Source organism: Pseudarthrobacter sp. RHLT3-21, assembly GCF_059383495.1.
In genome coordinates, this window is record NZ_JBWZCI010000023.1 from 47,876 (window position 1) to 73,098 (window position 25,223).

Consider the following 25,223-nt stretch of genomic DNA (forward strand, 5'->3'; position numbering starts at 1 on the left):
GGCCTGCGGGCGCCGTCGGCCAGCCACTCCATGCAGGAATCATCCATGTTGGGAGCCATCCATGCGAACGAAACCCGGATCTGGAGTATCCGGCAGACACGGCATGAGACGTCCAGTGTCGTGGCCGTTCTGTGCCAGAAGAACATGCGCGGCTGTCCTGCTGGCCTGTTTCTTCCTCGTCGGCGGGGTTGGATCGGCCGCATCGGCATCTGCCGATGAGGGAGATCCTTCGTCAGAGGGGTATCTATTGGTTCAACAGGCGCTGGGGCACCTCGTCCACGATCCGGGCAACGTCGGCAGCGCCTTGGAGAAAATCGATGCGGCACTCGCCGCGCCGGACCAGGACGGGGTATCCGTGGCTGATCTCCAACGAGCCAAGGCTGCCCTCCAGGCCGGAAATTCAACCCAAGGACGTACCTTGCTGCAGGGGTCCATCACGGTGGCCCTCAGCACGTTGAAGCCCGCGACCGGCGGTCAGACCGGGACAACAGTCGTCCTTGACCCGATCCCGCCCCGCGAGGGGCTAACGGGAGCGGACTGGGGGTTTCTGACTGTTTCCATGCTGGTGATTCTCACGGGACTGGTGCTGGCATATGTGTTCCGTCCACACGAAAATGTCCGGGAGCTGCGATTGTTGCTGGCCTGGAAGCACAGACGCCAGGATCTGCCACCGAAACATGAGCGGTCACGGCGAAAGGAGCGGTGACACTGACATGAACGATGAATCGGCAAGCATCGGCGGCCAAACCCCGGCACAGGCGCCGCGCCGCGGCCGTTTCCGGCGCCTAGTGGATGTGATCGATGAGCGGCTGGGCATCGGCGCCCTGGGATACGCCGTCCCGGAACACGCAAACTCCCTGGCCTGGAGCCTGGGGGGCGTCACGGCAGTCGCTTTCGGAATTCTGGTGGGGAGCGGAATTCTGCTGGTCCAGTTCTACAGTCCCACCCCGGAAACGGCTAACCAGTCGGTCCGCGGCATCGTCACGGACGTCTGGGGCGGAAGCGTTCTGCGGGGCGTGCACTTTTGGGCGTCCCAGGCAATGTATGTCACCGCTGCCCTGCACCTGATCAGGGTATTCGTTACCGGCTCATTCAAACGCCCGCGCGAAGGAAACTGGCTCATCGGCGTGGCACTTTTCGCACTGATCACCCTCGCCCTGTTCACGGGAACGGTCCTGAAGTGGGATCAGGAGGGCTTTGAAGCGCTGGGGCACAACGTGGAGATCGGGGATCTTCTCGGCGGGGCCGGGTTCTGGTTTTCCGCCGAGTTCGCGAATCAAGTGTCAATCCTCGTGCGAATCTACGGCGCGCATGTGGTGATCCTTCCAGGAACCATCCTGGTTCTCGTGACTCTGCACGGGCTCCTGGTAAAACGCCACAAAATCTCTCCCCACCCTTCGCTGCCGGCCGATACCTCAGGCGAACAGGCTTCGGCTGCGGAACCGACCGAGCCCTTCACCCATCACCTGCGCCGCATCGGCGCGTTCGGCCTGGTGCTTGCCGGCGTGCTTGGGATCCTGGCGGTGTTCCTTCCACCCCCGGTAGGTGCGACCCCGGTCGCCGGAATCGAAGTGACCCGGCCCCCCTGGAATTTTTGGTGGCTCTACACGCTGGAAGACTGGTTTGGTCTGCCCGCCATCCTTTTTGCCGAGGTCGCGTTTTTCATCATCCTGACCGCGGTTCCCTTTGCGGACCGGAGCCGGAACCGGCTGTGGCGACGGCGCCCCGTTTCGATCGCCGCCGGCCTTGTGCTGCTGCTGAGCATTGTGACGCTTACACTTCTGATTTTTTTCATTCCGGTCAAAGAGCATCTGGGGGCGTGAGCATGCGAACGTCACCAACATTTCCGCGAGACCGGCGCGCACGACGGGCATTTTGGATACTCGTCGCGGCTTCAGTGCTGGCGGCAGGTTCACTGACGGGTGCTCTCGCCGCGGCCCCTGCACTTGCCACGGGCTTATGGACGGCCGCCAGCGGAACGGTCCTGGCCGTTTCGCTGAGCCTCGCTGTGCGTATTCTCAACTTCCAGGACCGGGCACACAGGGCACCGGACCAGCCGCCCGAGAGGCCTTCTGCCGGTGCCGTTCAGGACAACTTATGAGAGCCGACAGTGATTGCCCGCCCGCTCAGACCGTGAACGACGGCGTGCCCCGCGATTGCCCGGCCGATCCAACAGCCCCGGTCACCTGGTCAGAGGTGCCCGGTATCCAAGTCCGTGCGCAACAAGCACCGATCGTGGCTGGGGCTGAAAATTTCGGCGCCACCGGCCTCCCCCTAAGTCGGGGCAGGCCCCTAAAGGAGAGGAATTCTGATGGTTCAACAGCGCCTGGCATATCTGGCTTGTAGGCCGCCCGGCGACGGGAAAACGGCAGTGGAGGCAGCCGGCTCCGTCATCGCGGCCCCGGACCGGGAACGCATGGCCTCCCGCGATGACCGGCAGGCGAAAATGCCCGTGAGCGTGGGGCGCGCCCGCTCACGGTGCGGGGCAGAGCCGGCAAGTGAAGGACCGAATACACCGCTGGGTACCCCTTCCCCTATGAACAAGAGAATCACTAGGCCGTCCGCCGTGCCGGCCGAACGCCGCTCCGGTATCCTGCCCTCGAAGGGGTTAGTGTGCGCCTACCCCAGGCAGTAATCAATGCCGGACAGGAAGGAGACCTGCGTCGGCCCAAACCGGTGCGTATGTTATTGATCACGTTCGCCTGGGGCTCGTGCTTTCTGGCGATCAGCATCGGTCTGGCGGATGCCCCGCTGCTGTGGTTTGCCGCGTTGCGCGCGCTCATAGCCGGCGGAGTGCTTCTCGCAGTTGCGGGATTCCGGCGGGAACCGACGCCGCGCGGGGCACGGACCTGGACTCTGATAGCAGTGATGGGAATTGTCAACGTCACACTGGCATTCAGTGCCATGTTCGGCGGTCTGGCTGGCCTCTCAACAGGGGCCGCCTCCGTCCTGGCCAACGCGCAGCCCCTGCTCATAGTGCTTCCGGCCTGGTGGATATACAAGGAGCGCGTGTCCGCGCGAACGCTGGCAGCGATGGGGACAGGCTTCGCAGGGCTATTGGCAGTCGCCCTGCCCAGCGGCACTGGCACCGGTGCGTGGCTGTCAATCACCGCGGCTCTCGCGGTCACTGCCGGGACTTTGATTTCAAGGCAGATAAAAGCCGATGTCCTGCAGGTGATTGCATGGCATTTCCTGATCGGGGGCGCAATTCTTGCCGTCATCGCCGGGCTCACCGAAGGGGCACCGGCCATCAACTGGGGTGTGCGCTTCATCGGCATTCTCCTGTATGTTTCCCTCGTGGGCACCGCTGCGGCCTTTCTCGGCTGGTTCACAGAAGTCCAACAGTGCCGCCTGGACGCGGTCACGGCATGGACCTTCCTGGTTCCGGTGTTCGGCATCCTGTTGTCCATGGTTGTCTTGGGCGAACGCCAGAGCAGTTGGAGCTTGGCCGGCATGGGCCTGGTTCTGGTGTCCATGGTTGTCCTTGTGCTGCCGCGAAGACAGCCCACCCTGCAAAGACCTGAAAACTCCCCTGGACAATAGACCGCGCCCCGCCGCATGGAAAGGCAAGACATGCAGGAACGTGAGGCACGCCCTTCCACTTCGAAGACCCCCACATCACACGGAAATCAGAACGGACAATGACAACCAACATACGTGTACACCGCTATCAGGAAATCAGCGAGGTTCTGGCCCGGCACGGGCTGGGCTTCCTCGTGGGCATCACCGGACTTGAGCGGTGGGTCCCGTTCCATCAGGGGCTCATGGGCCACGAACGAAGGGCCGAGCCCTACACGAATCCGGACCACTTGCGGTTGGCCCTCGAAGAACTGGGACCGACGTTCATCAAGCTCGGCCAACTCCTCTCCACCCGGCCTGACCTCTTGCCGCTCCAATACCAGACGGAGTTGGCTAAACTCCAGGACGCTGCCCCGCCGGTGCCAGGCGCAACGATCCGACAGGTAATCCGCGAAGAACTCGGGTCCGGACCGGACGAGGCGTTTGCGGACTTCACCCTCGAACCCCTCGCGAGTGCCTCTATCGGCCAGGCCCATGCAGCAACTCTCCACGACGGAACACCCGTCGTAGTCAAAGTCCGCCGGCCCGACGTCATTCCCACGATCGAGGCAGACCTGGATATTCTGCAGAACCTCGCGGTCCAGATCAGCAACCGGTGGGAGGCAGCGGGCGACTACAACCTCCCCGGCATAGCCGCGGAGTTTGCACAGACCCTGAGGGCAGAACTCGACTATCTTCAGGAAGGGCGGAACGCGGAGCGATTCGCCGAGAACTTTGCCTCGAACCCCGGCGTCCACATTCCCCGCGTCTTTTGGGAGACGACCACGTCCCGTGTGCTGACGCTGGAGCGGATCGTGGGGATGAAGGTCAATGATCTTGCGGCCCTGGACCGTGCAGGGATCGACCGTGCTGCGCTGGCTGTCCGGTCCGCCGGCACAGCCCTCAAAATGGTCTTTGAGGACGGGTTCTTCCATGCCGATCCTCATCCGGGCAACCTGTTCATCGAATCCGACGGTCGCATAGGTCTCATCGACTTCGGCATGGTCGGCGAGGTGAACGAGAAGCTCCGCAGCCAACTCGGCGTCCTGCTGACTGAATTGGCCCGCAGCGACCCGGGCCGTGTCGGCTCCGCTTTGCTGGAACTTTCCGTAACCCGCCAGCCTGTGGACCGCAGCCGGCTGCGCGCGGACGTCACCCGGTTTATTGCCCTCTACGAAGGCCGCCCACTAAATCAGATCGAAATCGGGCCGCTGATCACCCAAGCGGTCGCGCTGATGCGCACTTACCACCTGCAGATGCCGCAGGAACTGGCGAAGCTCTTGAAAATGATGATCATGGCCGAAGGCATCGGAGTTGAACTGGACCCCGGCTTTAATTTGGGCGTGATGCTTGCCCCCTATGCCAGGAAGCTGATGTTGGGCCGCTTTGCGCCGCAGGCACTTGCCAGCCGCATGGCCGCAGCCGGTACTGACGCAGCGGAACTAGCCGAGGACCTGCCGGAATTACTCCGTCGAGTCGTGGATACCCTCGACACGGGGTTGGAAGTCCATTTACGGGCCGCGGAGCTGGAACCCCTGGTCGGGCGGGTGGAACGCATCGGCAACCGTCTGGTAGCTGGCATGATTGCTGCGGCGCTGATCGGAGGTGTCGGGGCTCTGACGTCGGGGGACAAGGAACGCTGGGGCAGTTGGGAGAAACCATTAATGCGCGCCGGGCTGGGCGCGGGCGGTGCGCTTGGCGCTTATCTGGTCTGGACTTCACGGCGCGCGGGGGGATCACTTCGATGAGGAGTCAAGATTCCGCCCGCCGGACCGGATCCTGCGCCCCCTTACCCCCGGCGGGCTCGGCCCGACTGTTTCCGCCGCCAATCCGGCACGGTCAGGCTCAGCGCGATGAAATTGCAACAGCGAAGGATGCATTGTGAAGGATCCAGGCTGCGATGCGGACTCGAAAGACACCGAAAGGGCAGCCCTTGCCCCGGACGGCGATCCCGGGGCGGCCAACGTCCAAGGGGGTATCACGCCGGCATCCATGACGGACTGTGCCGCCTGCGTTGCCCGGCCATCACCGCTGCCACAACGGGTCGCGTCCATCCAAACGGCCATCGCCGCCGAGAGAGAACCACTGGTCGCCCTCACGCATCTGCTGCAGCTGTGCCGGGACGAGCACCCCATACTGCAGGAGCGGATCCAGGATGCCGGCTGCCGCGCTAAGGCGGAGCAGGTCACAGCCGGCGTCAGGGCCCTACTGCCCACCACATCGACCGGACCCGAACTGAGCCCTCAGGTTGCCGCTGCAGTGGCGGCGGCACTGACCGCAGACGACGGCCTTCCCGCCGTCGCTGTCGCACGGCTACTGGCTGAACTTTTGGATGAACAGTACTGCCACAGCTTCCGCGAGTCCTTTCGCCGACGGAGCCCTTACCAGCCAGGCGTTGGTGATCCTATCCCCCTGGACAGTCCAGACCTCCGGCATGTGACCGCGCTGACCGCGACCTCCCCGCCGTGGCGGCTGGCCAATCGCCTGGATGAGACCCGTCACGTCCGGCTCGCCGGAGAATGGGCCACACAGTTCCAGGTCATCTTCGACTACAGCCTTGCCCGCGAGCTCACCGGGATCATAGATCGCAACACCGTCGTGGCAACCTGCCATCCCAACCGCACCCTGGCTGATTTCCACTTTCCGGCCGACGCCAGCGGGCGGACATTCCCGGTCCGCCCGAAAGATGAAGAGAAACAGCACGAGGAGATCGACCGGCTGATCAATGCGGCGGTCGCAAACGGCGCGAGCGTTGTCGTACTTCCCGAGCTCTGCGTCACCGAGTCACTCGCCGCCCGCCTGCAGAGCTGGACCTGCCGGAGCGACGGGCCCAAGATGCTCGTTGCCGGAAGCTACCACCACGACGACGAGCATCTTGGGTCGCCGCGGCGGCGTAACACGGCAGTCGCGTATTTGCGCGGCACCCCTGCCCCGTTGACCCAGGACAAGCACTCGCCAGCCGATCGGCCGGTCAAAGAAGGTATCCAGCCTCAGGGTTGGCCCCAGCTGCGGGTCCATGTCAGTGACGACGGATGGCATCTGGTACTGGCAATCTGCCGTGACCTGCTCAATCCCCACGCGGTGCATGCTCTGGCCGAGTCGGGCGCCAACCTCCTGCTGGTACCGGCGATGAGCGAGACCCTCGTTGCCTTTGGCGGCCCGGTGGCGAACCTCGTGGGATCCGGCCAGGCCTTCGTGGCGGTAGCAAACAACCCCGCAGATTTCTCAGAGACGACTGACCTGACGGTCCACCGTCCTGCCCGGGCGTTGTTCGGTCATCCGGGTTTTGGGCAGTTGACCCGGCTGGTGCAACCGGCCAACTCCGCTCCCGGAGTGGGGCTGCTGCGTGTACAAACCGGCCAACTTCAATGGCTGGACTCCGAGGCTGACCGGACTAGGCTGACCCGCGGAACGTCCGTACGGCCGCCATGGGCCGACACGTTGGCCCGGCTGACCGGACCTGACCGTCCAGAACCGAACCGCCAGCCGACCCCGGTCACACTTAACCAGGCGGCGGTGCTTGTGCTGCTCACGGACAGCCCACAGGGCCCGTCCGTGCTCCTCACTGAACGGGCATCCGATCTAACCAACTACCCAGGGCAGCTGGTTTTTCCCGGCGGCGCCGCTGAAGACGGCGACCACGGGCCGGCTGCTACGGCGCTGCGCGAGGCCCGTGAGGAAACCGCATTGGACCCGGGCAGCGTGCACATTCTGGGCACTCTGCCCGCAATCGCCCTTCCCGAAAGCGGGTTCCTGCTGACGCCCGTAATCGCATGGTCTGAGGGGCCCATCTTCACCGGCACGGCCAACATAGCCGAGGTCAGCCATATCACCACAATTCCGTTGTACCAGCGGGCAGGCGCAGGACAACAGCGACCGGATCCTGCACCGGACGAAGCAACCTCGGCGGAACGCCAACCCGCGACGCTCGGAGCCGGCACAAGCGCGATACTTGACATGCTCCGAGGCATGCTTTGGGGCCCATGAGCACCGGCGCAACGGAGCCATGACAGGGACGACGAAGCACTCGCCAATAACCGCTGGTCCTGCCTCAGGCCGCGGCACGGAAGAGGCTGCCCTGACTGGGAAACCCCTCACATCACCCGTCACCGGCAGGCTGGCCTGCGGCGTAGCATCCTCCTTAATTGCAATCTTCATCAGGTACCTTGCCGCTGAAACCTGTATGGGAGACTGATGGCAACCAGCCAGGCAGGACCCCAACGGACGGCGGAGATCATGGACGACGGAGACGGATTCAGGATCGCGGTCGGGGTGGACGGCTCTACGGAATCACGGTTCGCTCTCGAATGGGCCGTCACGGAGGCCCGTCTCCGCCACGGACAGGTACGGGCAGTAACCGCCTGGGAGTATCCTCCCGAGGCCGCCGGGATGGAAGCGATGATCTGGGATAGCAACCTTTCCGAGCCGACTGCCCGGGGAATGCAGACGGACACTTTGAAGGGAGTGGACACCGAAGGCGCCGACGTCACTGGTGACGTCGTCCAAGGGCCTACAGTCAGCGTCCTTATAAATGCTTCCAAGGACGCCGACCTGCTGGTCGTTGGTTCCCGCGGCCACGGAGGATTCACCGGGCTGCTGCTCGGGTCCGTGTCCACGCAGGTACTCCACCACGCAGCCTGTCCCGTGCTCGTAGTCAGGACCAGGCCAGGAGTCCTCGAAGAGGGATGACATCTTCGAGGGGACCGCCATGTCCCAAAGCACCGGCGATGGGGCAGGAGCAGCGGAATGGAAGCAAGTAGTCCCAGCGCGCCGAACAGTGCGGTGCCAACCGACCCTGCGACAAGTGCCGTGCCGGCCAGCAATGTGGTGCCGGGCCCCATCCATGGCAAAGCGGCCCACGCGTTGCCGGCGATTGCCGAATACCGTGCCGCTGCCCCCCGGATGGCTCGGATCAATATTTCCCGGCTGTGACTCCCGGGCTATTGTCCCGTTCGGAGGACAAGCTTTCGCTGAAATGTTCTCTCTGTCCGCATTTGTGATCGGCCCTGGCGATCATGGCACCGAAGGCGACCTAAGCCGTGGGCCGGTACCCGGTCTGGACCACACCACGGATCACCGGATGAAAAATTCACTTCCGCCAGAGAACGGGTGATGACAGGCAGTCAGGTATTACTGGTCGAACCTGGCCCCGGATCCCGCCTTCGCGCTCTTGACAAGCGACCGCGCGCTAATGCGGCCATATAAGCGATGAGGAGTATCGCGATGAATAGACCAAAATCAGATCCCAGCAAGAGATTCACGGAAAGAAATATGCCGAAGGTGGAAACTCCGGTGACGAAGAGTATCCGCTCCGCCCAAATGTCGCCTCTGCGGTACGAGAAGCCTGCCAGACCGGCAATGGCAATTCCGAGTCCGATGGCGAAGGCACCCCAGGACGTGAATACCAGTCCCATCCAATGGAACAGTGCTGGGTGAAGGCTGCGCAGCTCCTCTGGCGTCATCCCGGTGTATCGCTGGTCTTCCGGTAAAAGCACGACGACAGGCCTCAGCACCACGAAGGCGGACCCCATCAGGACGGTCAATGCACCTACGGCTACAAGAGTCACCCATGCCACTTTCGGGGGGTTTTGATCGTGCACAGCTCTCCTACGGCAGGGACTACCTATCGGACGTCGATGACTCCCATCATTCCACTGTCCTCGTGGTCCAGGATGTGGCAGTGGTACACGGAACGACGCGTGAAATCGTTGAAGGCGACCCTGACCTTGACCTGTCCGTGGGCCGGCACGTTGACGACGTCCCGCCAGACGGGCGGGCCCGGTGTCTGACCCTGATCTTCAACGATCTGCATCGACCACACATGCAGATGGAACGGATGATTGTGTGTGATCGACTATCTGTAGGCCGTTTCAGCCAAGGAATTTGTCAGGGTCCACTCCTCGACGGTCCGGGCGGCCACCGTCGTGTCCGTCCGGGTCTCGTCGAACCCGATATGGCCGCGGCACTTGAGGCTGTGCCGAGTAGTACGAAGACCGTTGAAAAACTGACAGAGAAGTCCGAGGCCGAGGCCGCCCGCGAGCTGGTGAGGATGGCCAAGGAGCAGGGCCTGGCCTTGACCGGTCCTGACGGCGCCGACGTCAGGTACGTCGTCCAAGGGTCCACAGTCACCGTCCTTATAAATGCTTCCAAGGACGCTGACATGATGGTGGTCGGTTCCCGCGGCCACGGAGGATTCACCGGGTGCTGCTCGGATCCGTGTCCACGCAGGTAGTCCACCACGCCGCTTGTCCCCTGCTCGTAGTCAGGACCAGGCCAGGAGTACTCGAAGTTGGATAACATCTTCGGGCGAGGGGGTCGCCCCAGTGGGCCGGGCGCACTGCCGGATGTAGCTGCGGCTGCCATGCATCAGCGGGTTCGTCAATGAGTGAGGGCCGGGTCAGCGTTGAGGCCGCGACGGTGGAACCGGAACAGGACTTCGACGGCGAGGGCGCCGACGAGGCCGACCAGCACAGATACCGTCAGGTGGTCTTGCCGAAGCACTATGAAATCAAAGAAATCCCGCAGCGGAGGCACGGTCAGCAGGAAGACCAGTGCGGCATACATGACACCCTGATCACTAACCGCCAGCTGTTTACCGGCCGCGAGAGAACGACCAACACCCACAGGGCGATCAGCGTCAGTACAAGAACGGAACCCGTCCGCGCCGCCGCGATGCCGGAACCCGCCAGCAGGGAATACGCATTGATGGCGAGGACTGAGAGAGCGGTAATCAACCCCGCCGGTACGGCAACAGAGAGTGAGCGTTTCAGGAAGCCGGGCCGGTAGCGACGCGTGTTCGGCATCAGAGCCAGAAAAAACGCAGGAATTCCTATAGTGATACCGTCCGTCGCCGAAAATTGGCGGGGCAGGAACGGGAACCCCCAGAGCAGTGTTTCACTTCCACCGCTCGTCACCCGAGCACGTGCCCGTCGACGCGACCGACGGCCGGGGCCAACACGCCTGTCCACGCGCAGGGCTGAAGTGAATCGTGCTTTCGCCGCGGGGTGGCGTGTGCGCCTGGCCCGGCCGAGATGGCCCCCGGTTTGCAGCCCATGGGCAAAAGGCTGCAACGTTTCTTTCCTATACGCTGGGCCTCGCAGGATGTATGTCCCGCGGGCCAGTTCGTTGCGAGGAGTCTTTCCATGGTTTCCAACGATTCTCGCACTTCACGAGCGGGGACCTCCCCAGCGTCCCGGTCCGCCGGGCCGTCGTGGCATACGCTGTCGGCGGTCGACACCGCAGCGGCCCTCCGGACAGACCCTTCGGTTGGGCTGACCACAGCTGCCGCGGAATCACGGCAGCTGGAGCACGGGCCCAATGTGCTGGTTGAGGCACAAAAGAAACCTGCATGGAAAAAAGTACTGCGGCTCCTGGCGGGGAAGATGACTATCCTGCTGGTCGTTGCCGCCGCAGTGAGCGCCTCGGTCTCCCGGGAATGGGAAACGCCCGTCGTGATTCTGGCTGTCATCATCCTCAACACGGTTCTGAACTACGTTCAGGAGAGACGGGCGGACAGCAGTCTTGCGGCGCTGCGGAAGATGACTGTGGACACGTCTCGGGTGCGCCGGGACGGGGGCGAGCAGGAAATTTCCAACTCCGACCTGGTGCCAGGAGACATAGTGCTGCTGGACGCCGGCGATTCGGTCCCTGCGGACGGACGACTGATCGAGGCTGTGAGGCTGCAGGTTGCCGAAGCCGCGCTGACCGGTGAGTCCCAGCCCGTGGACAAGACCACCCAGATGCTGACCGACGCGGATCTTGCGCTGGCGGACAGGACGAACATGCTTTTCACGAGCACCGACGTCAGCCGTGGGCGCGCCGTGATGGTGGCGACGGCCACCGGAATGGACACCGAGATCGGCAGCATCGCCTCATTGCTCGGTGGTGCGGGAACTGAGAAGACCCTGCTGCAGCGGCGGATCGATCAGCTTGCCGGGACGCTGACGATCGTCGCACTCGTTGTCGTTGCCATCGTCTTCATACTCGGATTGTCCCGGGGCCAGACCTGGTCCGATCTGCTGATCACCGCCGTCTTCCTCTCAGTAGCCACCATCCCGGAGGGTCTGACCGCCGTCGTCGCTTTCACTCTGAGCATGGGCGCTTCCCGGCTCGCCCGGCGCGGCGCCATCATCAAGCAGCTGTCCGCGGTCGAAACACTCGGCAGCACCACCCACATAGCAACGGACAAGACTGGGACGCTGACGCTCAACGAAATGACCGTTCGGCAGCTGCTCGTTGCCGGCCGCAGCTTCCGGGTCACCGGCAACGGCTATTCGACAGACGGCAAGATTCTGAGCAGCGATGGCGACCCGCCTCCAGGGGTTCTCCACCCGGTATGAGAGCGCCGTGGCCAATACAGCGGCGCCAGCGGTCGCGAGCACTAAGCCTCCGGCGAAGTACCGGCCGGCCAAGACGCCGGCAAGGACGCAGAGGCTTCCGACGAGGAGGAGACGCCGGGGCCCAAGCGGCATCCGGGCACCGCTGCCAGGCATGTCCTTCGCAGGTTGTTGTGAGCCCCGCAGTGTTGCGTTCTGGTGTGTCATTGCGTTTCGGGTCCTTGTAGTGAGTCCTGCCGGGTCTTCCGTTCGGATTGCCGGCGTGCAAGATGACATCACGGCTCTTTGTTCCAATAGTCAAACACTACAGATTTGGCGGCGTCCCGTTCGGCACAACCGCATCTCTGACGGGGATGTCCGGCCCACCAGCCCAGCCGCTCCCCTGCCTCGCTCCCGGATGGCGTGACGGCAAGGTCAGTCCCTCCCTGCCGGTTCGTTCGCTGATGCCCCGACAGGTACTTGAGTACATACCCCTAGGGGGTATATATTTCTACATGTCGGAAGGAGCTGCTGTGAACCACACTGTCGATGATGCCGCCGGCGCGGCTGTTGCGTCGCCTCACGGGTACGCCGCGGACAAAGAGGCATACCTGCGACGACTCAAACGCATCGAAGGCCAGGTGCGCGGGATTGCCCGGATGGTCAGCGAGGATTCCTACTGCATTGACATCCTGACCCAGGTCGCGGCCGTCACTAAGGCACTGCACGCGGTCAGCATCGCGCTCCTCGATGAACACATCGGCCATTGCGTCGTCAGCGCCGCAGCCGAATCGTCCGAAGCCGGGGATGCCAAAGTCAGGGAAGCGTCAGACGCCATTGCCCGTCTGCTGCGCTAGGAACGAAGGAGAAAATCATCATGAGCGTCAATACCACCGTCAATATTTCCGGCATGGACTGCAGCCACTGCGTCGCTTCCGTGACCGAGGAACTTCAGGAGCTTGACGGGGTCCAGGAGGTCGCCGTGGAACTGAACAAGGACGGCATCTCCGTTGCCAATATCACCTCGGCGGACGAGCTCGACCCGGAGAAAATCGGCGAAGCCGCCGCAGAAGCCGGCTACCTCGTTGTAGCCGCCGGGGCCTGAGTATGGACTCCGGCACCGTGACCAATACGCGCATCATTGAACTGGTCATCCAAGGGATGACCTGCGCTTCGTGTGTTGCGCGGGTGGAACGGAAACTGGGAAAAACTCGACGGAGTCCAGGCGAGCGTCAACCTGCCCCTTGAATCCGCCTAGGTCACGGTGCCGGATGCCATCACCGACCAGCAGATCCTCGACACCATCACCGCGACCGGATATCACTCCTGGCGCCTGAGCGCCGTGCGCCGTGCAGTGAACTCCTGCTCGTCGATTTCCCCCCGGGCGAAGCGCTCATTGAGAATACGCTCGGCGTCGTGGTGCGGCGGCCGCAGAGCGGCCGGTCCCTCACCCGGATGGGTCCGCCGGACCAGGAGCACAACGACAGTGACCACCCCGCCCCAGAAAATCAGCATCAACACGGCCATGGCCACCCACGCGCCGACACCCCAGCCATTCCCGTACCAGCCATCCATCATGATCAGACCTCCTCCAAGGACACTATGTTCGCATCGCTTCCCGGAACAGGGCCCAACGGCCCTGCGGGTATACATAGTCGCATCATGGGCCGAGGGCGGCCAGCCACGCTCCGATGCGTACGGGGACGCAAAAGGCAGGCAGCGGCGCCCGTTTCGCTTCCCATGAGCCTCCGGTCCGGAGGCCGGGCGAGTCTCAGGCGGTTTGGAGCTCTTTCAGGGCTGCGAGGAGCCTGTGATCGGCGTCCGAGGCGACTTCGGAGACGGCCGGGGCGTCGCTGAGCTGCACCATGGTCTGCGGGTCGATGGTCTGGATGACGGTGGTGCCGTTGTCCGGTCCGCGCCTGATGACGACGTTGCAGGGCAGCAGCAGTCCCATGTCCGGGTCCGCGGCGAGAGCTTTCTGCGCCAGGGCAGGATTGCAGACTCCCAGGATGAGGTAGTCGCCCAGGACCTGTCCGGCGTCGGACCCGAGCTTCGTCTCGAAGGTGGCGCGGACATCGATTTCGGACAGCACGCCGAAGCCCTGCCCCGAGAGGGCTTCACGGGTCCGGGTTACTGCTTCTCCGTAGGGCAGGGCGACGGTAATGGTGTGTGCGTAGCTCATAGTGGTGCTCCTTCATCGGTTTTCTCAGGCGTGCAAAGGCTGCGAAGACGCTGTGCTACCGGGCTTCGATCAGGCCCATCATGCCGCTGTCCTCGTGGTCGAGGATGTGGCAGTGGTAGACGGTTTTGCCGGTGAAGTCATCGAAGGCGATCCGGACCCGGACACTGCTGCGGGCCGGGACGTTCACCACATCTTGCCACACGGGACTGTCCACGGGCCGGCCGGCCTGTTCGATGATCTGCATCGGCCACACGTGCAGGTGCATGGGGTGGTCCATCGGGCTCGTGTTCCTCAGGGTCCACTCCTCGACGGCACCGGCGGGGACCGTCGTGTCGACCCGGGCCGGGTCGAACGCCCTGCCGTTGATGGTGAAACTCATCATCCCCGAGCCCATGCCGCCGCTGTTCATGCCCATGCCCATGGCGAAGACCAGTTCCCGGTGCGCGGTGACCGCCACAGCCCGCAGGTCCCGCGGCGCCGGCTGCGCCGGAACCGGTCCGGGCGCCCCGGCCGGTGCGCCGGTAACGGCCAGGGTGGCCAGGACCGTCCCGTCCGGGCCGGGCGGGGACTGTCCGCCTCCGTTGTTGCCGCCCATCATGGATCCCATGCTTCCCCTGTCCACGGGCAGGGTGCGCAGCACGGCCGCACCCTGCGCGGCGGTAACGAGCACGTCCGCCCGGTTGCCCGGGGCCAGCAGCACCTCGTCAACGTCCCGGGGTTCCTGGTAGCGGCCCGAATCCAGGCCCAGCAGCCGCAGGTCCTGGCCGTCCAGGCGCAGTTTCAGGTACCGGGATGTGCAGGCATTGATGACCCTCCACCGCTCACGCTCGCCCGGCCGGGCGGTCAGAGCCGGGTTCAGCTGCCCGTTAACCAGCACCAGGGCACCTTCCCTGCCCATCATTTTCTCCATCGCCGACACCGTGGCGATGGAACCGCCACCGGTGAGGGAGATGTCCGAGATGACCAGGACCCGTTCCCGGCTGACCGGCACGGGCTGGGGGTCCTGGACGATGATCGCCCCGTACAGGCCGCCGAAGATCTGGTCGGCCACACTTCCGTGGCGATGCGGGTGGTACCAGTACACGCCCGGCGGGTGGTCCGCCGGGAGCCGGTACTCATACTCAAAGGACGTTCCCGGTTCAACCGAGACCAGCGCATTGTCGCTGTTGCCCTGCGGGGAGACGTGCAGCCCGTGGACGTGCAGGTTGGTCGGATCCCCCAGCCTGTTCTCCAGCGTCACATTTACCCGGTCCCCGGGCCGCAGGAACAGGGTGGGGCCGGGCAGGGACCCGTTATAGGACAGCGCAGTGGCATCCCTGCCCGCGATCCGAACCTGGCCCGGGGCCGCTGACAGTTTCACCTGAAGCCGGCCGTCGGCACTGTGCAGGGCCTGCGGCTCACTCAGGTCCTGCCCACCGGCTGCCTGGAAGCCCGTACCCTGGCCCCACAACAGGCCCGCCGCACCCGTCGCGGCGGCTGCAGCGCCCGCACCTCCCAGCATCAGGGCACTGCGACGGCTGAGGGGCTGCATCAGGTGTCGTTCCCGAGGACCTTGAGCCGTTCACGGTATTCTTCTGTGCTCAATTCTCCCCTGGCGTACCGTTCGTCCAGGATTCGTCGGGCGGCACTGGCGCCCGTAGCGGGCCCGTCCGTGCCAGGGCCCTCCCCGCGGCCGGTTCCGCCACGGTTCATACCGCCGTAGAAAAACCGTGCGGCGAGGATTACCAGCAGGACGATACCGACAATCAGGAGCGCCCAGAACAGCCACGTCGAGCCCATCATCGAACCATATCCGCCCATCATTTTCCTTCTCCGTTCCTGGTCCATCGGCCGCTGTCCCGCCGGCCGCCTCGGGAGTCGTGGCAGTTCGTGGCCGGGACCGGGACCGGTGCAACGATTGCCAGCAATGACCCCGCCGTAGAGGACCCTAAGGGGCCGGTCGCAACCGGCACGGGCCACAACGCCCCCTCCGTGGGTTTGGTTTTCGGTTGGTTGCGGCTCAGGCGAGGGACAGGAAGAGTTTTTCCAGGTCTTTCTTATTCATGCTGGCATCTTCCCTGGTGATGCACTGCTCCAAGCCGGTGGCGATGATGGCGAATCCTGCCCGGTCCAAAGCCTTCGAGACCGCTGCGAGCTGGGTGACGATGTCTTTGCAGTCACGGCCCTCTTCGAGCATGCGGGTGACGGCTGCAAGCTGGCCCTGGGCCCGCTTGAGCCGGTTAACGACGGGGGTGAGTTCTGTCGAATCAAGTTCCATGGCGGGCTCCAAATGTGGTGGCTGCTTTGCTAATTATATACCCCGGAGGGTATAACGGCCAGCGGTGGACCGGCGCACCCGGTAAGGAACGGGGGCGCCGGGGCGGCGTCTAGATGTGCTGCCCCGACAGGTTGGTTAAGCGCCTGATGGGCGGATGGCCTCCGATTGCCGCCGGACTGCTCGACAGGCTTCGGTCAGAACCGTTCCGGCTGCTCGCCAAAGTTGAAGTGCCGCCCGCTGATCAGCGACGGTTTGATTTCGACATAGAAGTCTTTGAACGTGGGCACCCACGTCTTCAGGTTCAGCGCCTCCGCATCGGCGATCTCCTGGCTCAGGGTAAGCACGCGGGCCGTTCCCTTGACCACTACGCTCCAGGCTTCCTCGCTGGTGATGCCGTCGGCTTCGAACAGCACGTTCTCATTGATGGTGAGCTCGGCGAGCTTGGTGCCGGGGGCCGTGCGCAGCAGCAGGACGCCGTCGTGGGCGCGGTAGTTGATCGGGAATATATCGGTCTCGCCTGCGGCGGTCAGGACAATGCGCCCGTGCTGGGTGTTTTCGAGCAGCTTCCAGGACTGCTCTTCGTCAAGGACAAGGATCGGGTCGTCGTGTGTGAACAACATGGGGCCATCCTTCTACGGTTCGTAGAAAAATGTAAGGGATATTCGCGGTTTCATGTATGAAATCCGTATGTCCCTTTAGGTCCGGAACGGTTTTCGGCGTCCTTAAAACGGTTTTCGGCGTCCTTAAGGGGGCTAGGGTGGGCGCTGTCGGCAATGGCCGCCAAGAGCCTGTCATGAGTCACAACAGTTCTCGCAGCACCCGAAACGTGGGAGGGGTCCTAAGCAGAACTTGATCAATGCGTTGGACTGCTCCGGTCGGGACCACGGACAATGTCGTATCCGGTTGGCGGGTGGGACACCAGCGCCTGGGACTCCCCGTCGATAAACCATAAGTACTTCACTGCATTGGCGCGGGTCCTGACCAGCAGATGCGATGGACAGCGCCCCGACCATCATGGCGGAAGCCCTCACTTCGGCAGGTATTAGCCCGACACGCATATCAGCGCGAACGCGGGAACCGGTCGCGAACGGACCTGGACGCCGCGAAGGCCAGGGCCCAGGGGCGGAGGTGGACGGGCGGGCCTCGCTGCGATCCATCTCACCTGGCCGGCGGCGGCAATGCACCCGGCAGCGGCGCCGGGTGCACTGGAGTGCAGCTACGATGAAGCCGTGCGCTGTACATCCAGGAACCGATAGATCTCCGAGAGATTCAAAGGGCGGAACACCGTGCATCAAGAACGACAGACCATGAACCAAACGGAAAAAAGACCCAGAATAGTCGTCGGAGTCGACGGAAGTCCCCCATCGATCCTGGCCTTACGCTGGGCCGGTGCACTCGCACCCCTGCTGGAGGCGGACATCAGAGTTGTGACCGCCTGGGAATTCGAGATTCCCTATGGCCGGCTTACCCCCCGCTGTCGCGGACCCGGATCACGTCGCCGGAGATGTCTGTTCTGAAGCCGTCAGCAAGGTCTTCGGCCCCGCCCCTCCCCCGGCCCTGGAGCTGGTCATACGCCAGGGCCCTGCCACCAAGGTCCTGGTCGACGAAAGCCGGCAGGCCCAGCTGCTCATCCTCGGAAGCCGCGGCCTCGGCGGGCTCAAAGGCTTACTCATCGGCGCCGTCAGCGCCGCGGTTTCAGAACATGCGAAGTGCTCAGTGCTGGTCGCACATGGCACCGAACTGCCACCTGCACTCGCGGCGACGCCCGGGACAAATTGGGATCATATCCCCCAAACATCAGATAAAGGGCGGAACCATGCAGGAGTCTAAAAACATCGTCGTTGGCTACGACGCGTCAGTGGAATCCGGCCAGGCAGTCCGCTGGGCCGCGAGACAAGCCGTCCTCCGCGGTTGCGGGCTGCATCTGGTGCACTGCTCCCTGTGGCCGCTGCTGACCCACGACCTGGGTCCGGTCCCCGGCGTGGCAGACAGCGGACTCGAACGTTCCGGCGAGATTGCCCTTGACGAGGGCCTGGCCCTGGCGAAGGACGAAGCCCCCGCCCTGGATATTAAGACCAGCCTTCTGTATGGGTGGGCTCCGGAACATCTCCTGAAACTCTCTGCCGGTGAAGCGATGCTCGTCGTCGGAAGCCGGGGTATCGGCGGTTTTATGGGCTTGCTGGTCGGGTCCGTGAGTTTGGAAATGGCGGCGACGGCCAGTTGCCCGGTTGCCGTGATCCGTGCCGATGACCACCCCGAGGGGCCCGTCGTCGTCGCGGTGGACAGTTCCGGCTCGCCAGCGGCACTCAAGGATACGTGCGCTCTGGCCTCCCTGACGGGCGCGAAACTGACCGTCGTCCACGTCCAACACGCACCCGCTGGTTTCAAGTTGCTTCGGGACCCGGCAGAGGATAGTCACCCCAGCACCCAGGCACTTCTTGACTCAGTCCTGCACAGTGTGCGCGAGACGGCACCGGGAATCAGCATCGAGGCACGGCTGCTGACCGACACCTCCATCCCCAGAGCCATCTTGCAGGCGGCGCGGGGCGCCAGCATCACCGTCGTCGGGACCAAAGGCCACGGACTCATCAGAGGCACCATCGGCTCTACAGCCCATGCCGTCCTGCACCACGCCAAAGGCCCCGTCCTCATTTCCCGACCCCGTGCCACCCCGGAAGACGGAGAGGAAAACCGCAACCCGTCCCTGTTCAACAGGCCGATGGTGGACGGACGGTCTAAGGTCCCAGATGTCAGTGCGTGATGCCCATTCAGGAGTCGGCGCTTCGATGATCGCTTCCCCGACCGGTGGGCTCGTACGCGTGCACGGCCCTTTCGCCCGGCCGGCCACCGAGGTGCTCGCGGAGCTGGGCTCAAACCATCATGGCCTCAGCGCCGGTGCCGCAGAACAGCGCCTGGCCGATTATGGCCCGAATCGGCTGGCTGCGGCGGCCGCGAGGAACCCGGCGCTGCGGTTTCTGGGCCACTTCAACGACGTGCTTATATATGTGCTGCTGGCCGCTGCCGTGATCAAACTGATCTTCCGAGATTGGATCGATGCCGCGGTTATCATTGCTGTTGCCGTGATCAACGCTGTGATTGGGTTTTTGCAAGAGGGCCGGGCCGAGAAGGCCCTGGACGCTATTCGCAAGATGCTCTCCTTGCACGCCCAGGTCCGCCGTGACGGGGTATGGGTTGATCTGAACGCGGAAGCGCTTGTTCCCGGCGACATTGTGCGGGTCAAGTCCGGTGACAAGGTGCCCGCCGACATTCGACTCATTGAGGCAACCAACCTGCGCGTGGAAGAATCCGCCCTTACCGGTGAGTCAGTTCCCGCCGATAAGATGACCGGTCCGGTGCCGGCGGACGCTGGCATTGGCGACCGGCACAGCATGCTCTTTTCGGGTACCATCGTTGCTGCCGGCCGCGGCACAGGAGTTGTTACGGCCACTGCCGCAGACACTGAGATCGGGCGCATCCAGACCTTGATCACAGGGGTGCAGAGCCTCGACACGCCGCTCACCCGGCAGCTTGACTCCTTCGGGAAGAAGCTGTCGCTACTTATAGTCGGCGTCGCCGCGATCATGCTCGCGATCGGTCGTCTCCTGCACGATCAAGACGGAAATGATCTGCTGTCGGCGGCTATTGGGTTCGCGGTCGCGGCCATCCCCGAGGGACTTCCGGCGCTCGTCACCATCACCCTCGCTCTCGGTGTGCATCAGATGGCCAACAGGCGGGCCATCGTACGCAACCTGACCGCGGTCGAGACGCTCGGTTCGGTCACCACCGTCTGCTCCGACAAGACCGGCACGCTCACCCGCAACGAAATGACAGTACGTATCGCCGTCACCCGACAGGCGCGATACCCGGTCTCTGGCGTCGGTTACGAGCCGGTCGGCGCTATCATCCTCAACGGCGAACCCGCCACACTTGGCGCCCACCCCGATCTGAACGAACTCGTCACGGCCATGGCGGTGTGCAATGACGCCCGCGTCATGGAGGAAGGCGGCCAATGGCGGGTCGTCGGTGAACCGACCGAGGGCGCACTGCGCACCCTCGCCGTGAAGGCCGGATTTGATTCCGCCGCACACGAGCGAGTCGCCGTCGTGCCGTTCGAGTCCGACAGCAAGTTCATGGCCACGCTGAACCGAACCCGCGAGGGGCACCTGGGCATTTTCCTTAAAGGCGCTCCGGACGTGTTGCTCGGTCGCAGCAGCCACCAGCTCGACGCCGACGGGCAGCGGGAGCCGCTCGATGCGGTTTTTTGGGATACGTGTGTCGATGATCTCAGCGCGCAAGGTCTGCGCGTGCTGGCCGCCGCCAGCGCCGTCGCCGCCGACGGTATGGCCGACCTGAACGTCGGGGACGTTGACGACGGCATGCTGTTCCTTGGAGTGGTCGGCATCGTTGATCCTCCTCGGCCGGAGGCGATCGAGGCGATCGCCACCATGCACGCCGCCGGCATCCGCGTGAAAATGATCACCGGCGACCACGCGGGCACAGCTCGGGCAATCAGCCGCGAGATGGGAATCACCGACGGCGCGCACTCACGGGTGATAACCGGTGCCGAGCTGGAGGCCATGAGTCAGGACCAACTCATCCGGGTTGTGCGCGACGTGGACGTCTATGCGCGTACCAGCCCCGAACACAAACTCCGTATCGTCAAGGCACTGCAAACGCACAAAGAGATCGTTGCGATGACCGGCGACGGTGTTAACGACGCACCCGCCCTCACCCGTGCTGACGTCGGCGTGGCCATGGGAATCAAGGGCACAGAGGCGACTAAGGAGGCGGCCGATATCGTCCTCGCTGACGATAACTTCGCCACCATCGAACGCGCCATCGAAGAGGGGCGGCGCATCCGCGACAACCTGCAGAAGTCGATTGTCTTTCTCTTGCCCACGACGGCGGCCCAGTCGATGGTTATCCTTGTCGCCGTGTTATTCGGATTCACTTTGCCGCTACAACCGACGCAGATCCTGTGGATCAACCTGATCACTGCGATCACCCTCTCGCTCGCCCTCGCCTATGAGCCTGCCGAGCCCGGATTGATGCTGCGCCAGCCGCTCAAACCCGGCGGATCTCTCCTGGACCGGGCTTATCTGGGACGAATTGTCTGGGTCGCGGTGCTCATCAGTGGCGCCACCACGGCAGTGTTCTTTCTCGAGCTCGCTGCCGGTGCTCCTTTGGCAATGGCGCAAACGACCGCGGTGACCATGCTCGCTCTCAGTCAACTCGCCTACTTATTCAACTCACGCTTCGTACATGCCTCCAGCCTGAACCTGGCAGTCCTGCGCGGAAACCCGGCGATCTGGATCTGCGCCGGTGCGCTCCTGACATTACAGCTCGCGTTTGTCTACGCTCCGTTCATGAACCTCTGGTTCCACTCAGCCCCGCTCGGTTTGCGTCAGTGGGGTTACACGCTCGGCCTATCGGTCGCGATATTCCTGCTCATTGAGACAGGTAAGGCAATCGAACGGGTGAATGAGCGCCGGCAACTGTGACCAAATCCGAAACGCTTCGGCACTACCGCTCTCGAGCTACTCCGGTACAGATACGACCGAAGAAAAGTCTCACTCATCCTGATCGGCATGCCGACCGCGGACGGAGACCTGCGGCGAGTTTTTCGTTTGAAACGGTGCCAGCGGGTTAGCCAGGGGTCGCGCCCCCCTGGGACGGCAGACAGGGCAGGACTGGCCGGGCAGGATGGTGGAGGTGACCCGATAATCCCACACCATTGGCCTGTCGGCCCGGATCCACCAGCGAGATATTCGACGTTCTACGAGCCGGGCCCCAATCCCGGAACCCCGGGGCTGCCATCGCGGCCACCACACAGAGGATTAATCATGACCGAGCATGCACACCACCACCAGGAGACCGGGACGGCCGAGCAGGTCAAGGATCCCGTCTGCGGGATGACCATCGACCCCCGCGCCACCGGACACCACACCGGGCACCAGGGAGATACGTACTACTTCTGTTCGGCCGGATGCCAGGGCAGGTTCGTGGCAGATCCGGGCCGGTACCTCCACGGCACCGGACCGTCCGGGAGCGTGGCCCCGGTGAACGACGGGGAGCTCGATTACACCTGTCCGATGCACCCTGAAATCCGGCAGGCGGGGCCAGGCTCCTGCCCCATCTGCGGGATGGCCCTGGAACCCGTGGTCCTCACAGCCGGCAGCGGACCCAACCCCGAACTCGGCTATATGAGCCGGCGCTTCCGGGTCGGCCTGGCCCTGACGATCCCGGTCTTCGCACTCGAAATGGGCGTGCACCTCTTCCCCGCGCTGCACGAGGCCATACCGCCACGGCTCTCCGCCTGGACCCAGTTCTTCCTGGCCACACCCGTCGTGCTGTGGGCCGGCTGGCCCTTCTTTGCACGGGGCTGGGCCTCGGTACGGACAATGAGGCTGAACATGTTCACGCTGATCGCGATCGGCACCGGGGTGGCCTGGATCTACAGCGTGATCGCCGTCTTCGTGCCCTCAGCCTTTCCCGAGGCATTCCGGGCCATGGATGGCAGCGTCGATGTCTACTTCGAGGCCGCCGCGGTCATCGTGGTCCTGGTCCTGCTCGGCCAGGTACTCGAGCTGCGGGCCCGGGAGCAGACCTCCGGCGCCATCAAGGCCCTGCTGGATTTGACACCCAAGACCGCCCGACGGATCGGCAGCGACGGCACCGAGCAGGAAGTGCCGCTCGACCAGTTGCAGGTCGGTGACCGGCTCCGGGTCCGGCCCGGAGAGAAGGTCCCGGTCGACGGCGAGGTCGTGGACGGGCGCTCCACGCTCGATGAATCCCTCGTCACCGGCGAATCCATGCCCGTGACCAAACAAACCGGGGACCACGTGGTCGGTGGCACGCTCAACCAGACCGGAGCGCTCATCATCAGCGCACAGAAACTGGGCCGGGACTCCATGCTGGCCCGCATCGTCGCCATGGTCGCCGACGCCCAGCGCTCACGGGCCCCGATCCAGGGCCTGGCCGACAAGGTCTCCGCCTGGTTCGTTCCCATCGTCATCGCCATCGCCGTGGCCGCCTTCATCATCTGGGCCCTGGCCGGACCCGAACCCCGGATGGCGCACGCGCTGATCGTGGCCGTTTCTGTGTTGATCATTGCCTGCCCGTGCGCCCTGGGCCTGGCCACGCCGATGTCCATCATGGTCGGCGTCGGGCGCGGCGCAGGACTGGGCGTGCTCATCAAGAACGCCGAAGCCCTCGAACGCATGGAAAAAGTCGACACGCTGGTGGTCGACAAGACCGGGACCCTGACCGAGGGGCGGCCCTCCGTCACCGGGATCGTCACGGCCGCGGGCTTCGAGGAACAGGACGTGCTGCGCCTGGCCGCCGCGGTCGAGCAAGCCTCCGAGCACCCGCTCGGCCTGGCCATCATCGAAGCCGCTCAGGGCGCCGGCATCACCATTCCATCCGTGGAGGAATTCGACTCGCCGCTGGGCAAGGGCGTCGCCGGAACGGTGGAAGGACGGCGGGTGACGCTGGGCAGTGCACAATTCCTGGCTTCCGGGGGCGTGGGGACCGACACGCTCGCAGCGCGCGCCGACGAGCTGCGGGCCGACGGTGCGACCGCCATCTTCGCCAGCGTCGATGGGCTCCTCGCCGCGGTTTTCGCCATCGCGGATCCGGTCAAGGAAAGCACCCCCGCCGCGCTGGCCGCCCTGCGGAAGGAAGGCATCCGCGTCCTCATGCTCACCGGGGACAACCGCACCACCGCCGAGGCGGTCGCCCGGCGGCTGGGCATCACGGAAATCGAGGCCGAAGTGCTCCCCGATCACAAGAGCGCCGTGGTCGAGCGCCTGCGCAGCGAAGGACGGATCGTGGCGATGGCCGGGGACGGCGTCAACGACGCGCCCGCCCTGGCCGCGGCCGACGTCGGTATCGCCATGGGTTCCGGAACCGATGTGGCGATCGAAAGCGCCGGCATCACCCTGCTCCGGGGGGACCTGACCGGAATCGTGCGGGCCAGGAAGCTCTCCGAAGCCACAATGGCCAACATCCGCCAAAACCTCGTCTTCGCGTTCATCTACAACGCGGCCGGGATCCCACTCGCCGCAGGTATCCTCTACCCAGCGTTCGGCCTGCTACTCTCCCCCATCGTCGCCGCCGCCGCGATGGCGCTATCCTCCGTCAGCGTCATCACCAACGCCCTTCGCCTGCGCGCACAGAAAATCTGACACCACTGCGCGGGGCAGCACCCTACCCCGCCGGTATGGCCGGTCCCGGAAACCCCAGGTCCCCGGGGCCGCCCCGCACATCGGCCGGAATCCGGCCCGCTTGCTTTCCCGCTGACGGGTGGGACCACTGCCGATCCCCGGCCCGGCAGGCATCCGGATGTAAAATACATCGGTCAGCGGGGCTTTCAGGCCATGACCCTCACGACTGAGAGCGCAGACGTCGAAATAGCTGCCTTTGCATCCCGCGAGAAGCTGGTCGCCTAGCTAGTAGTACAGTCGCGTTTGTGGGGTGTGGCCGCGGGCTTTGTAATGCCAATATCGGGCGCGGTGTTGGTGTTTTCGTCGCCAGGTTGAGTGTTCCAAGACTTGCTTGGGGCGGTGGTGCGGTGCCAGACCAGCCGGACGAGCAGGCGCCTGATTTCGGGCAGCGAGAGCCGGATCAGTTCCCCGCTTCCGGCGGCAGGGCCCCTTTTTTGGAGCGGATCACGGTCAGAAAGGCCTGGCGAACATGGAGAGGGTGATGTGGCGGTACCAGCCGGTGTATTGGCGCACCTGGTAGTGGTCCAGTCCGGTTTCTCCCTTGGCGGTTTGGAAGGTTTCTTCGATCGCCCACCGGGTGTTAGCTGCAACTTTAAACTGACCAGAGACGGCAATTTGGATTGACCGTTCGCGGCAGTGGTTTTGACCAGTGGCTGCAAGTACTTTTGACCAGTTCTTGGCCGTGC

At 64.1% G+C, this 25,223-nt stretch carries 23 protein-coding genes and 3 pseudogenes; 18 read left to right on the forward strand and 8 right to left on the reverse strand.

Translation table 11 applies throughout. From position 1 onward, the window contains the following. The first annotated feature begins 247 nt into the window (after positions 1–247). From AC50YA_RS18955 to AC50YA_RS18985, 7 genes are all read left to right on the forward strand, one after another. On the forward strand, positions 248–706 hold the full coding sequence (locus tag AC50YA_RS18955; RefSeq protein ID WP_494983761.1) for a hypothetical protein: 459 nt from the start codon (positions 248–250) through the stop codon (positions 704–706). 7 nt (positions 707–713) lie between these two features. Beyond that, on the forward strand, positions 714–1,823 hold the full coding sequence (locus AC50YA_RS18960; protein ID WP_494983762.1) for a cytochrome b N-terminal domain-containing protein: 1,110 nt from the start codon (positions 714–716) through the stop codon (positions 1,821–1,823). Between the two features lie 859 nt (positions 1,824–2,682). After that, entirely contained in the window at positions 2,683–3,543 is an 861-nt protein-coding gene (locus AC50YA_RS18965; RefSeq protein WP_494983763.1) for a DMT family transporter, read from the forward strand. Positions 3,544–3,641: 98 nt separating this feature from the next. Beyond that, the gene (locus tag AC50YA_RS18970; protein WP_494983764.1) at positions 3,642–5,306 is read left to right on the forward strand and encodes an ABC1 kinase family protein; all 1,665 of its coding nucleotides are present in this window, start codon (positions 3,642–3,644) and stop codon (positions 5,304–5,306) included. A gap of 133 nt (positions 5,307–5,439) precedes the next feature. Then, positions 5,440–7,545 carry an NUDIX domain-containing protein gene (locus AC50YA_RS18975; protein WP_494983765.1) on the forward strand — a complete coding sequence of 702 codons (2,106 nt, stop codon included), beginning with the start codon at positions 5,440–5,442 and terminating at the stop codon, positions 7,543–7,545. Positions 7,546–7,752: 207 nt separating this feature from the next. Continuing rightward, a complete protein-coding gene (locus AC50YA_RS18980) occupies positions 7,753–8,247 on the forward strand; it encodes a universal stress protein (RefSeq protein ID WP_494983766.1) in 495 nt (164 codons plus the stop codon). Positions 8,248–8,304: 57 nt separating this feature from the next. Further along, complete coding sequence (locus tag AC50YA_RS18985; RefSeq protein WP_494983767.1) at positions 8,305–8,490, forward strand: hypothetical protein; 186 nt, start codon at positions 8,305–8,307, stop codon at positions 8,488–8,490. Between the two features lie 191 nt (positions 8,491–8,681). On the opposite strand, the gene AC50YA_RS18990 is transcribed toward AC50YA_RS18985, so the two are convergent. After that, entirely contained in the window at positions 8,682–9,125 is a 444-nt protein-coding gene (locus tag AC50YA_RS18990; RefSeq protein WP_494983768.1) for a hypothetical protein, read from the reverse strand. A 386-nt stretch (positions 9,126–9,511) separates the two neighbouring features. On the opposite strand from AC50YA_RS18990, the pseudogene AC50YA_RS18995 reads away from it, so the two are divergent. From AC50YA_RS18995 to AC50YA_RS19020, 6 genes and pseudogenes are all read left to right on the forward strand, one after another. Beyond that, positions 9,512–9,855: pseudogene (locus AC50YA_RS18995) on the forward strand (universal stress protein). A gap of 84 nt (positions 9,856–9,939) precedes the next feature. Further along, the gene (locus tag AC50YA_RS19000) at positions 9,940–10,344 is read left to right on the forward strand and encodes a hypothetical protein (protein ID WP_494983769.1); all 405 of its coding nucleotides are present in this window, start codon (positions 9,940–9,942) and stop codon (positions 10,342–10,344) included. A gap of 356 nt (positions 10,345–10,700) precedes the next feature. Continuing rightward, the gene (locus tag AC50YA_RS19005) at positions 10,701–11,897 is read left to right on the forward strand and encodes an HAD-IC family P-type ATPase (protein WP_494983770.1); all 1,197 of its coding nucleotides are present in this window, start codon (positions 10,701–10,703) and stop codon (positions 11,895–11,897) included. A 491-nt stretch (positions 11,898–12,388) separates the two neighbouring features. Further along, complete coding sequence (locus AC50YA_RS19010; RefSeq protein ID WP_494983771.1) at positions 12,389–12,730, forward strand: metal-sensitive transcriptional regulator; 342 nt, start codon at positions 12,389–12,391, stop codon at positions 12,728–12,730. Positions 12,731–12,750: 20 nt separating this feature from the next. Continuing rightward, entirely contained in the window at positions 12,751–12,978 is a 228-nt protein-coding gene (locus AC50YA_RS19015; protein ID WP_494983772.1) for a heavy-metal-associated domain-containing protein, read from the forward strand. Between the two features lie 2 nt (positions 12,979–12,980). Beyond that, a pseudogene (locus AC50YA_RS19020) lies at positions 12,981–13,194 on the forward strand (heavy-metal-associated domain-containing protein); the annotation flags it as partial. Here the strand turns inward: AC50YA_RS19020 and AC50YA_RS19025 are convergent. From AC50YA_RS19025 to AC50YA_RS19050, 6 genes are all read right to left on the reverse strand, one after another. Next, the gene (locus tag AC50YA_RS19025) at positions 13,194–13,451 is read right to left on the reverse strand and encodes an SHOCT domain-containing protein (RefSeq protein ID WP_193342674.1); all 258 of its coding nucleotides are present in this window, start codon (positions 13,449–13,451) and stop codon (positions 13,194–13,196) included. The pseudogene AC50YA_RS19020 and the gene AC50YA_RS19025 sit on opposite strands and share 1 nt — an antisense overlap. 193 nt (positions 13,452–13,644) lie before the next feature. Next, positions 13,645–14,055 carry a DUF302 domain-containing protein gene (locus AC50YA_RS19030; protein WP_193342673.1) on the reverse strand — a complete coding sequence of 137 codons (411 nt, stop codon included), beginning with the start codon at positions 14,053–14,055 and terminating at the stop codon, positions 13,645–13,647. A gap of 55 nt (positions 14,056–14,110) precedes the next feature. Continuing rightward, on the reverse strand, positions 14,111–15,586 hold the full coding sequence (locus tag AC50YA_RS19035; protein ID WP_494983773.1) for a multicopper oxidase family protein: 1,476 nt from the start codon (positions 15,584–15,586) through the stop codon (positions 14,111–14,113). After that, positions 15,586–15,858, reverse strand: coding sequence for an SHOCT domain-containing protein (locus AC50YA_RS19040; RefSeq protein WP_494983774.1), 273 nt, complete (start codon positions 15,856–15,858; stop codon positions 15,586–15,588). Before AC50YA_RS19040 ends, AC50YA_RS19035 begins: the two co-directional genes overlap by 1 nt. A gap of 196 nt (positions 15,859–16,054) precedes the next feature. Next, complete coding sequence (locus AC50YA_RS19045) at positions 16,055–16,312, reverse strand: metal-sensitive transcriptional regulator (protein ID WP_252568803.1); 258 nt, start codon at positions 16,310–16,312, stop codon at positions 16,055–16,057. A gap of 194 nt (positions 16,313–16,506) precedes the next feature. Further along, positions 16,507–16,932, reverse strand: coding sequence for a pyridoxamine 5'-phosphate oxidase family protein (locus AC50YA_RS19050; protein WP_494983775.1), 426 nt, complete (start codon positions 16,930–16,932; stop codon positions 16,507–16,509). Between the two features lie 687 nt (positions 16,933–17,619). On the opposite strand from AC50YA_RS19050, the gene AC50YA_RS19055 reads away from it, so the two are divergent. The 5 genes from AC50YA_RS19055 to AC50YA_RS19075 all read left to right on the forward strand — a co-directional run bounded on the left by AC50YA_RS19055 (position 17,620) and on the right by AC50YA_RS19075 (position 24,498). Next, positions 17,620–17,829 (forward strand): universal stress protein, encoded by a 210-nt coding sequence (locus AC50YA_RS19055; RefSeq protein WP_494983776.1) that lies wholly within the window; start codon positions 17,620–17,622, stop codon positions 17,827–17,829. Then, positions 17,768–18,142 carry a universal stress protein gene (locus tag AC50YA_RS19060; protein ID WP_494983777.1) on the forward strand — a complete coding sequence of 125 codons (375 nt, stop codon included), beginning with the start codon at positions 17,768–17,770 and terminating at the stop codon, positions 18,140–18,142. Before AC50YA_RS19055 ends, AC50YA_RS19060 begins: the two co-directional genes overlap by 62 nt. Next, positions 18,129–19,073: a universal stress protein gene (locus AC50YA_RS19065; RefSeq protein WP_494983778.1), complete on the forward strand. Its 945-nt coding sequence runs from the start codon at positions 18,129–18,131 to the stop codon at positions 19,071–19,073. The genes AC50YA_RS19060 and AC50YA_RS19065 overlap by 14 nt, the downstream gene beginning before the upstream one ends. A 25-nt stretch (positions 19,074–19,098) precedes the next feature. Beyond that, positions 19,099–21,813, forward strand: a complete 2,715-nt coding sequence (locus AC50YA_RS19070; protein ID WP_494983779.1) for an HAD-IC family P-type ATPase — start codon at positions 19,099–19,101, stop codon at positions 21,811–21,813. A gap of 342 nt (positions 21,814–22,155) precedes the next feature. Then, positions 22,156–24,498 (forward strand): heavy metal translocating P-type ATPase, encoded by a 2,343-nt coding sequence (locus AC50YA_RS19075; RefSeq protein WP_494983780.1) that lies wholly within the window; start codon positions 22,156–22,158, stop codon positions 24,496–24,498. Positions 24,499–24,937: 439 nt separating this feature from the next. On the opposite strand, the pseudogene AC50YA_RS19080 reads toward AC50YA_RS19075, so the two are convergent. Next, a pseudogene (locus AC50YA_RS19080) lies at positions 24,938–25,122 on the reverse strand (IS701 family transposase); the annotation flags it as partial. Between the last annotated feature and the right edge of the window lie 101 nt (positions 25,123–25,223).

Bases quoted from the DNA above. Each gene is read 5' to 3' on its own strand.
- AC50YA_RS18960 (WP_494983762.1), top strand. From the start codon at position 714: ATGAACGATGAATCGGCAAGCATCGGCGGCCAAACCCCGGCACAGGCG.
- AC50YA_RS18965 (WP_494983763.1), top strand. From the start codon at position 2,683: ATGTTATTGATCACGTTCGCCTGGGGCTCGTGCTTTCTGGCGATCAGC.
- AC50YA_RS18970 (WP_494983764.1), top strand. From the start codon at position 3,642: ATGACAACCAACATACGTGTACACCGCTATCAGGAAATCAGCGAGGTT.
- AC50YA_RS18980 (WP_494983766.1), top strand. From the start codon at position 7,753: ATGGCAACCAGCCAGGCAGGACCCCAACGGACGGCGGAGATCATGGAC.
- AC50YA_RS18985 (WP_494983767.1), top strand. From the start codon at position 8,305: ATGGAAGCAAGTAGTCCCAGCGCGCCGAACAGTGCGGTGCCAACCGAC.
- AC50YA_RS19000 (WP_494983769.1), top strand. From the start codon at position 9,940: ATGAGTGAGGGCCGGGTCAGCGTTGAGGCCGCGACGGTGGAACCGGAA.
- AC50YA_RS19005 (WP_494983770.1), top strand. From the start codon at position 10,701: ATGGTTTCCAACGATTCTCGCACTTCACGAGCGGGGACCTCCCCAGCG.
- AC50YA_RS19010 (WP_494983771.1), top strand. From the start codon at position 12,389: ATGTCGGAAGGAGCTGCTGTGAACCACACTGTCGATGATGCCGCCGGC.
- AC50YA_RS19015 (WP_494983772.1), top strand. From the start codon at position 12,751: ATGAGCGTCAATACCACCGTCAATATTTCCGGCATGGACTGCAGCCAC.
- AC50YA_RS19025 (WP_193342674.1), bottom strand. From the start codon at position 13,451: ATGATGGATGGCTGGTACGGGAATGGCTGGGGTGTCGGCGCGTGGGTG.
- AC50YA_RS19030 (WP_193342673.1), bottom strand. From the start codon at position 14,055: ATGAGCTACGCACACACCATTACCGTCGCCCTGCCCTACGGAGAAGCA.
- AC50YA_RS19035 (WP_494983773.1), bottom strand. From the start codon at position 15,586: ATGCAGCCCCTCAGCCGTCGCAGTGCCCTGATGCTGGGAGGTGCGGGC.
- AC50YA_RS19040 (WP_494983774.1), bottom strand. From the start codon at position 15,858: ATGATGGGCGGATATGGTTCGATGATGGGCTCGACGTGGCTGTTCTGG.
- AC50YA_RS19045 (WP_252568803.1), bottom strand. From the start codon at position 16,312: ATGGAACTTGATTCGACAGAACTCACCCCCGTCGTTAACCGGCTCAAG.
- AC50YA_RS19050 (WP_494983775.1), bottom strand. From the start codon at position 16,932: ATGTTGTTCACACACGACGACCCGATCCTTGTCCTTGACGAAGAGCAG.
- AC50YA_RS19055 (WP_494983776.1), top strand. From the start codon at position 17,620: ATGAACCAAACGGAAAAAAGACCCAGAATAGTCGTCGGAGTCGACGGA.
- AC50YA_RS19060 (WP_494983777.1), top strand. From the start codon at position 17,768: ATGGCCGGCTTACCCCCCGCTGTCGCGGACCCGGATCACGTCGCCGGA.
- AC50YA_RS19065 (WP_494983778.1), top strand. From the start codon at position 18,129: ATGCAGGAGTCTAAAAACATCGTCGTTGGCTACGACGCGTCAGTGGAA.
- AC50YA_RS19070 (WP_494983779.1), top strand. From the start codon at position 19,099: ATGATCGCTTCCCCGACCGGTGGGCTCGTACGCGTGCACGGCCCTTTC.
- AC50YA_RS19075 (WP_494983780.1), top strand. From the start codon at position 22,156: ATGACCGAGCATGCACACCACCACCAGGAGACCGGGACGGCCGAGCAG.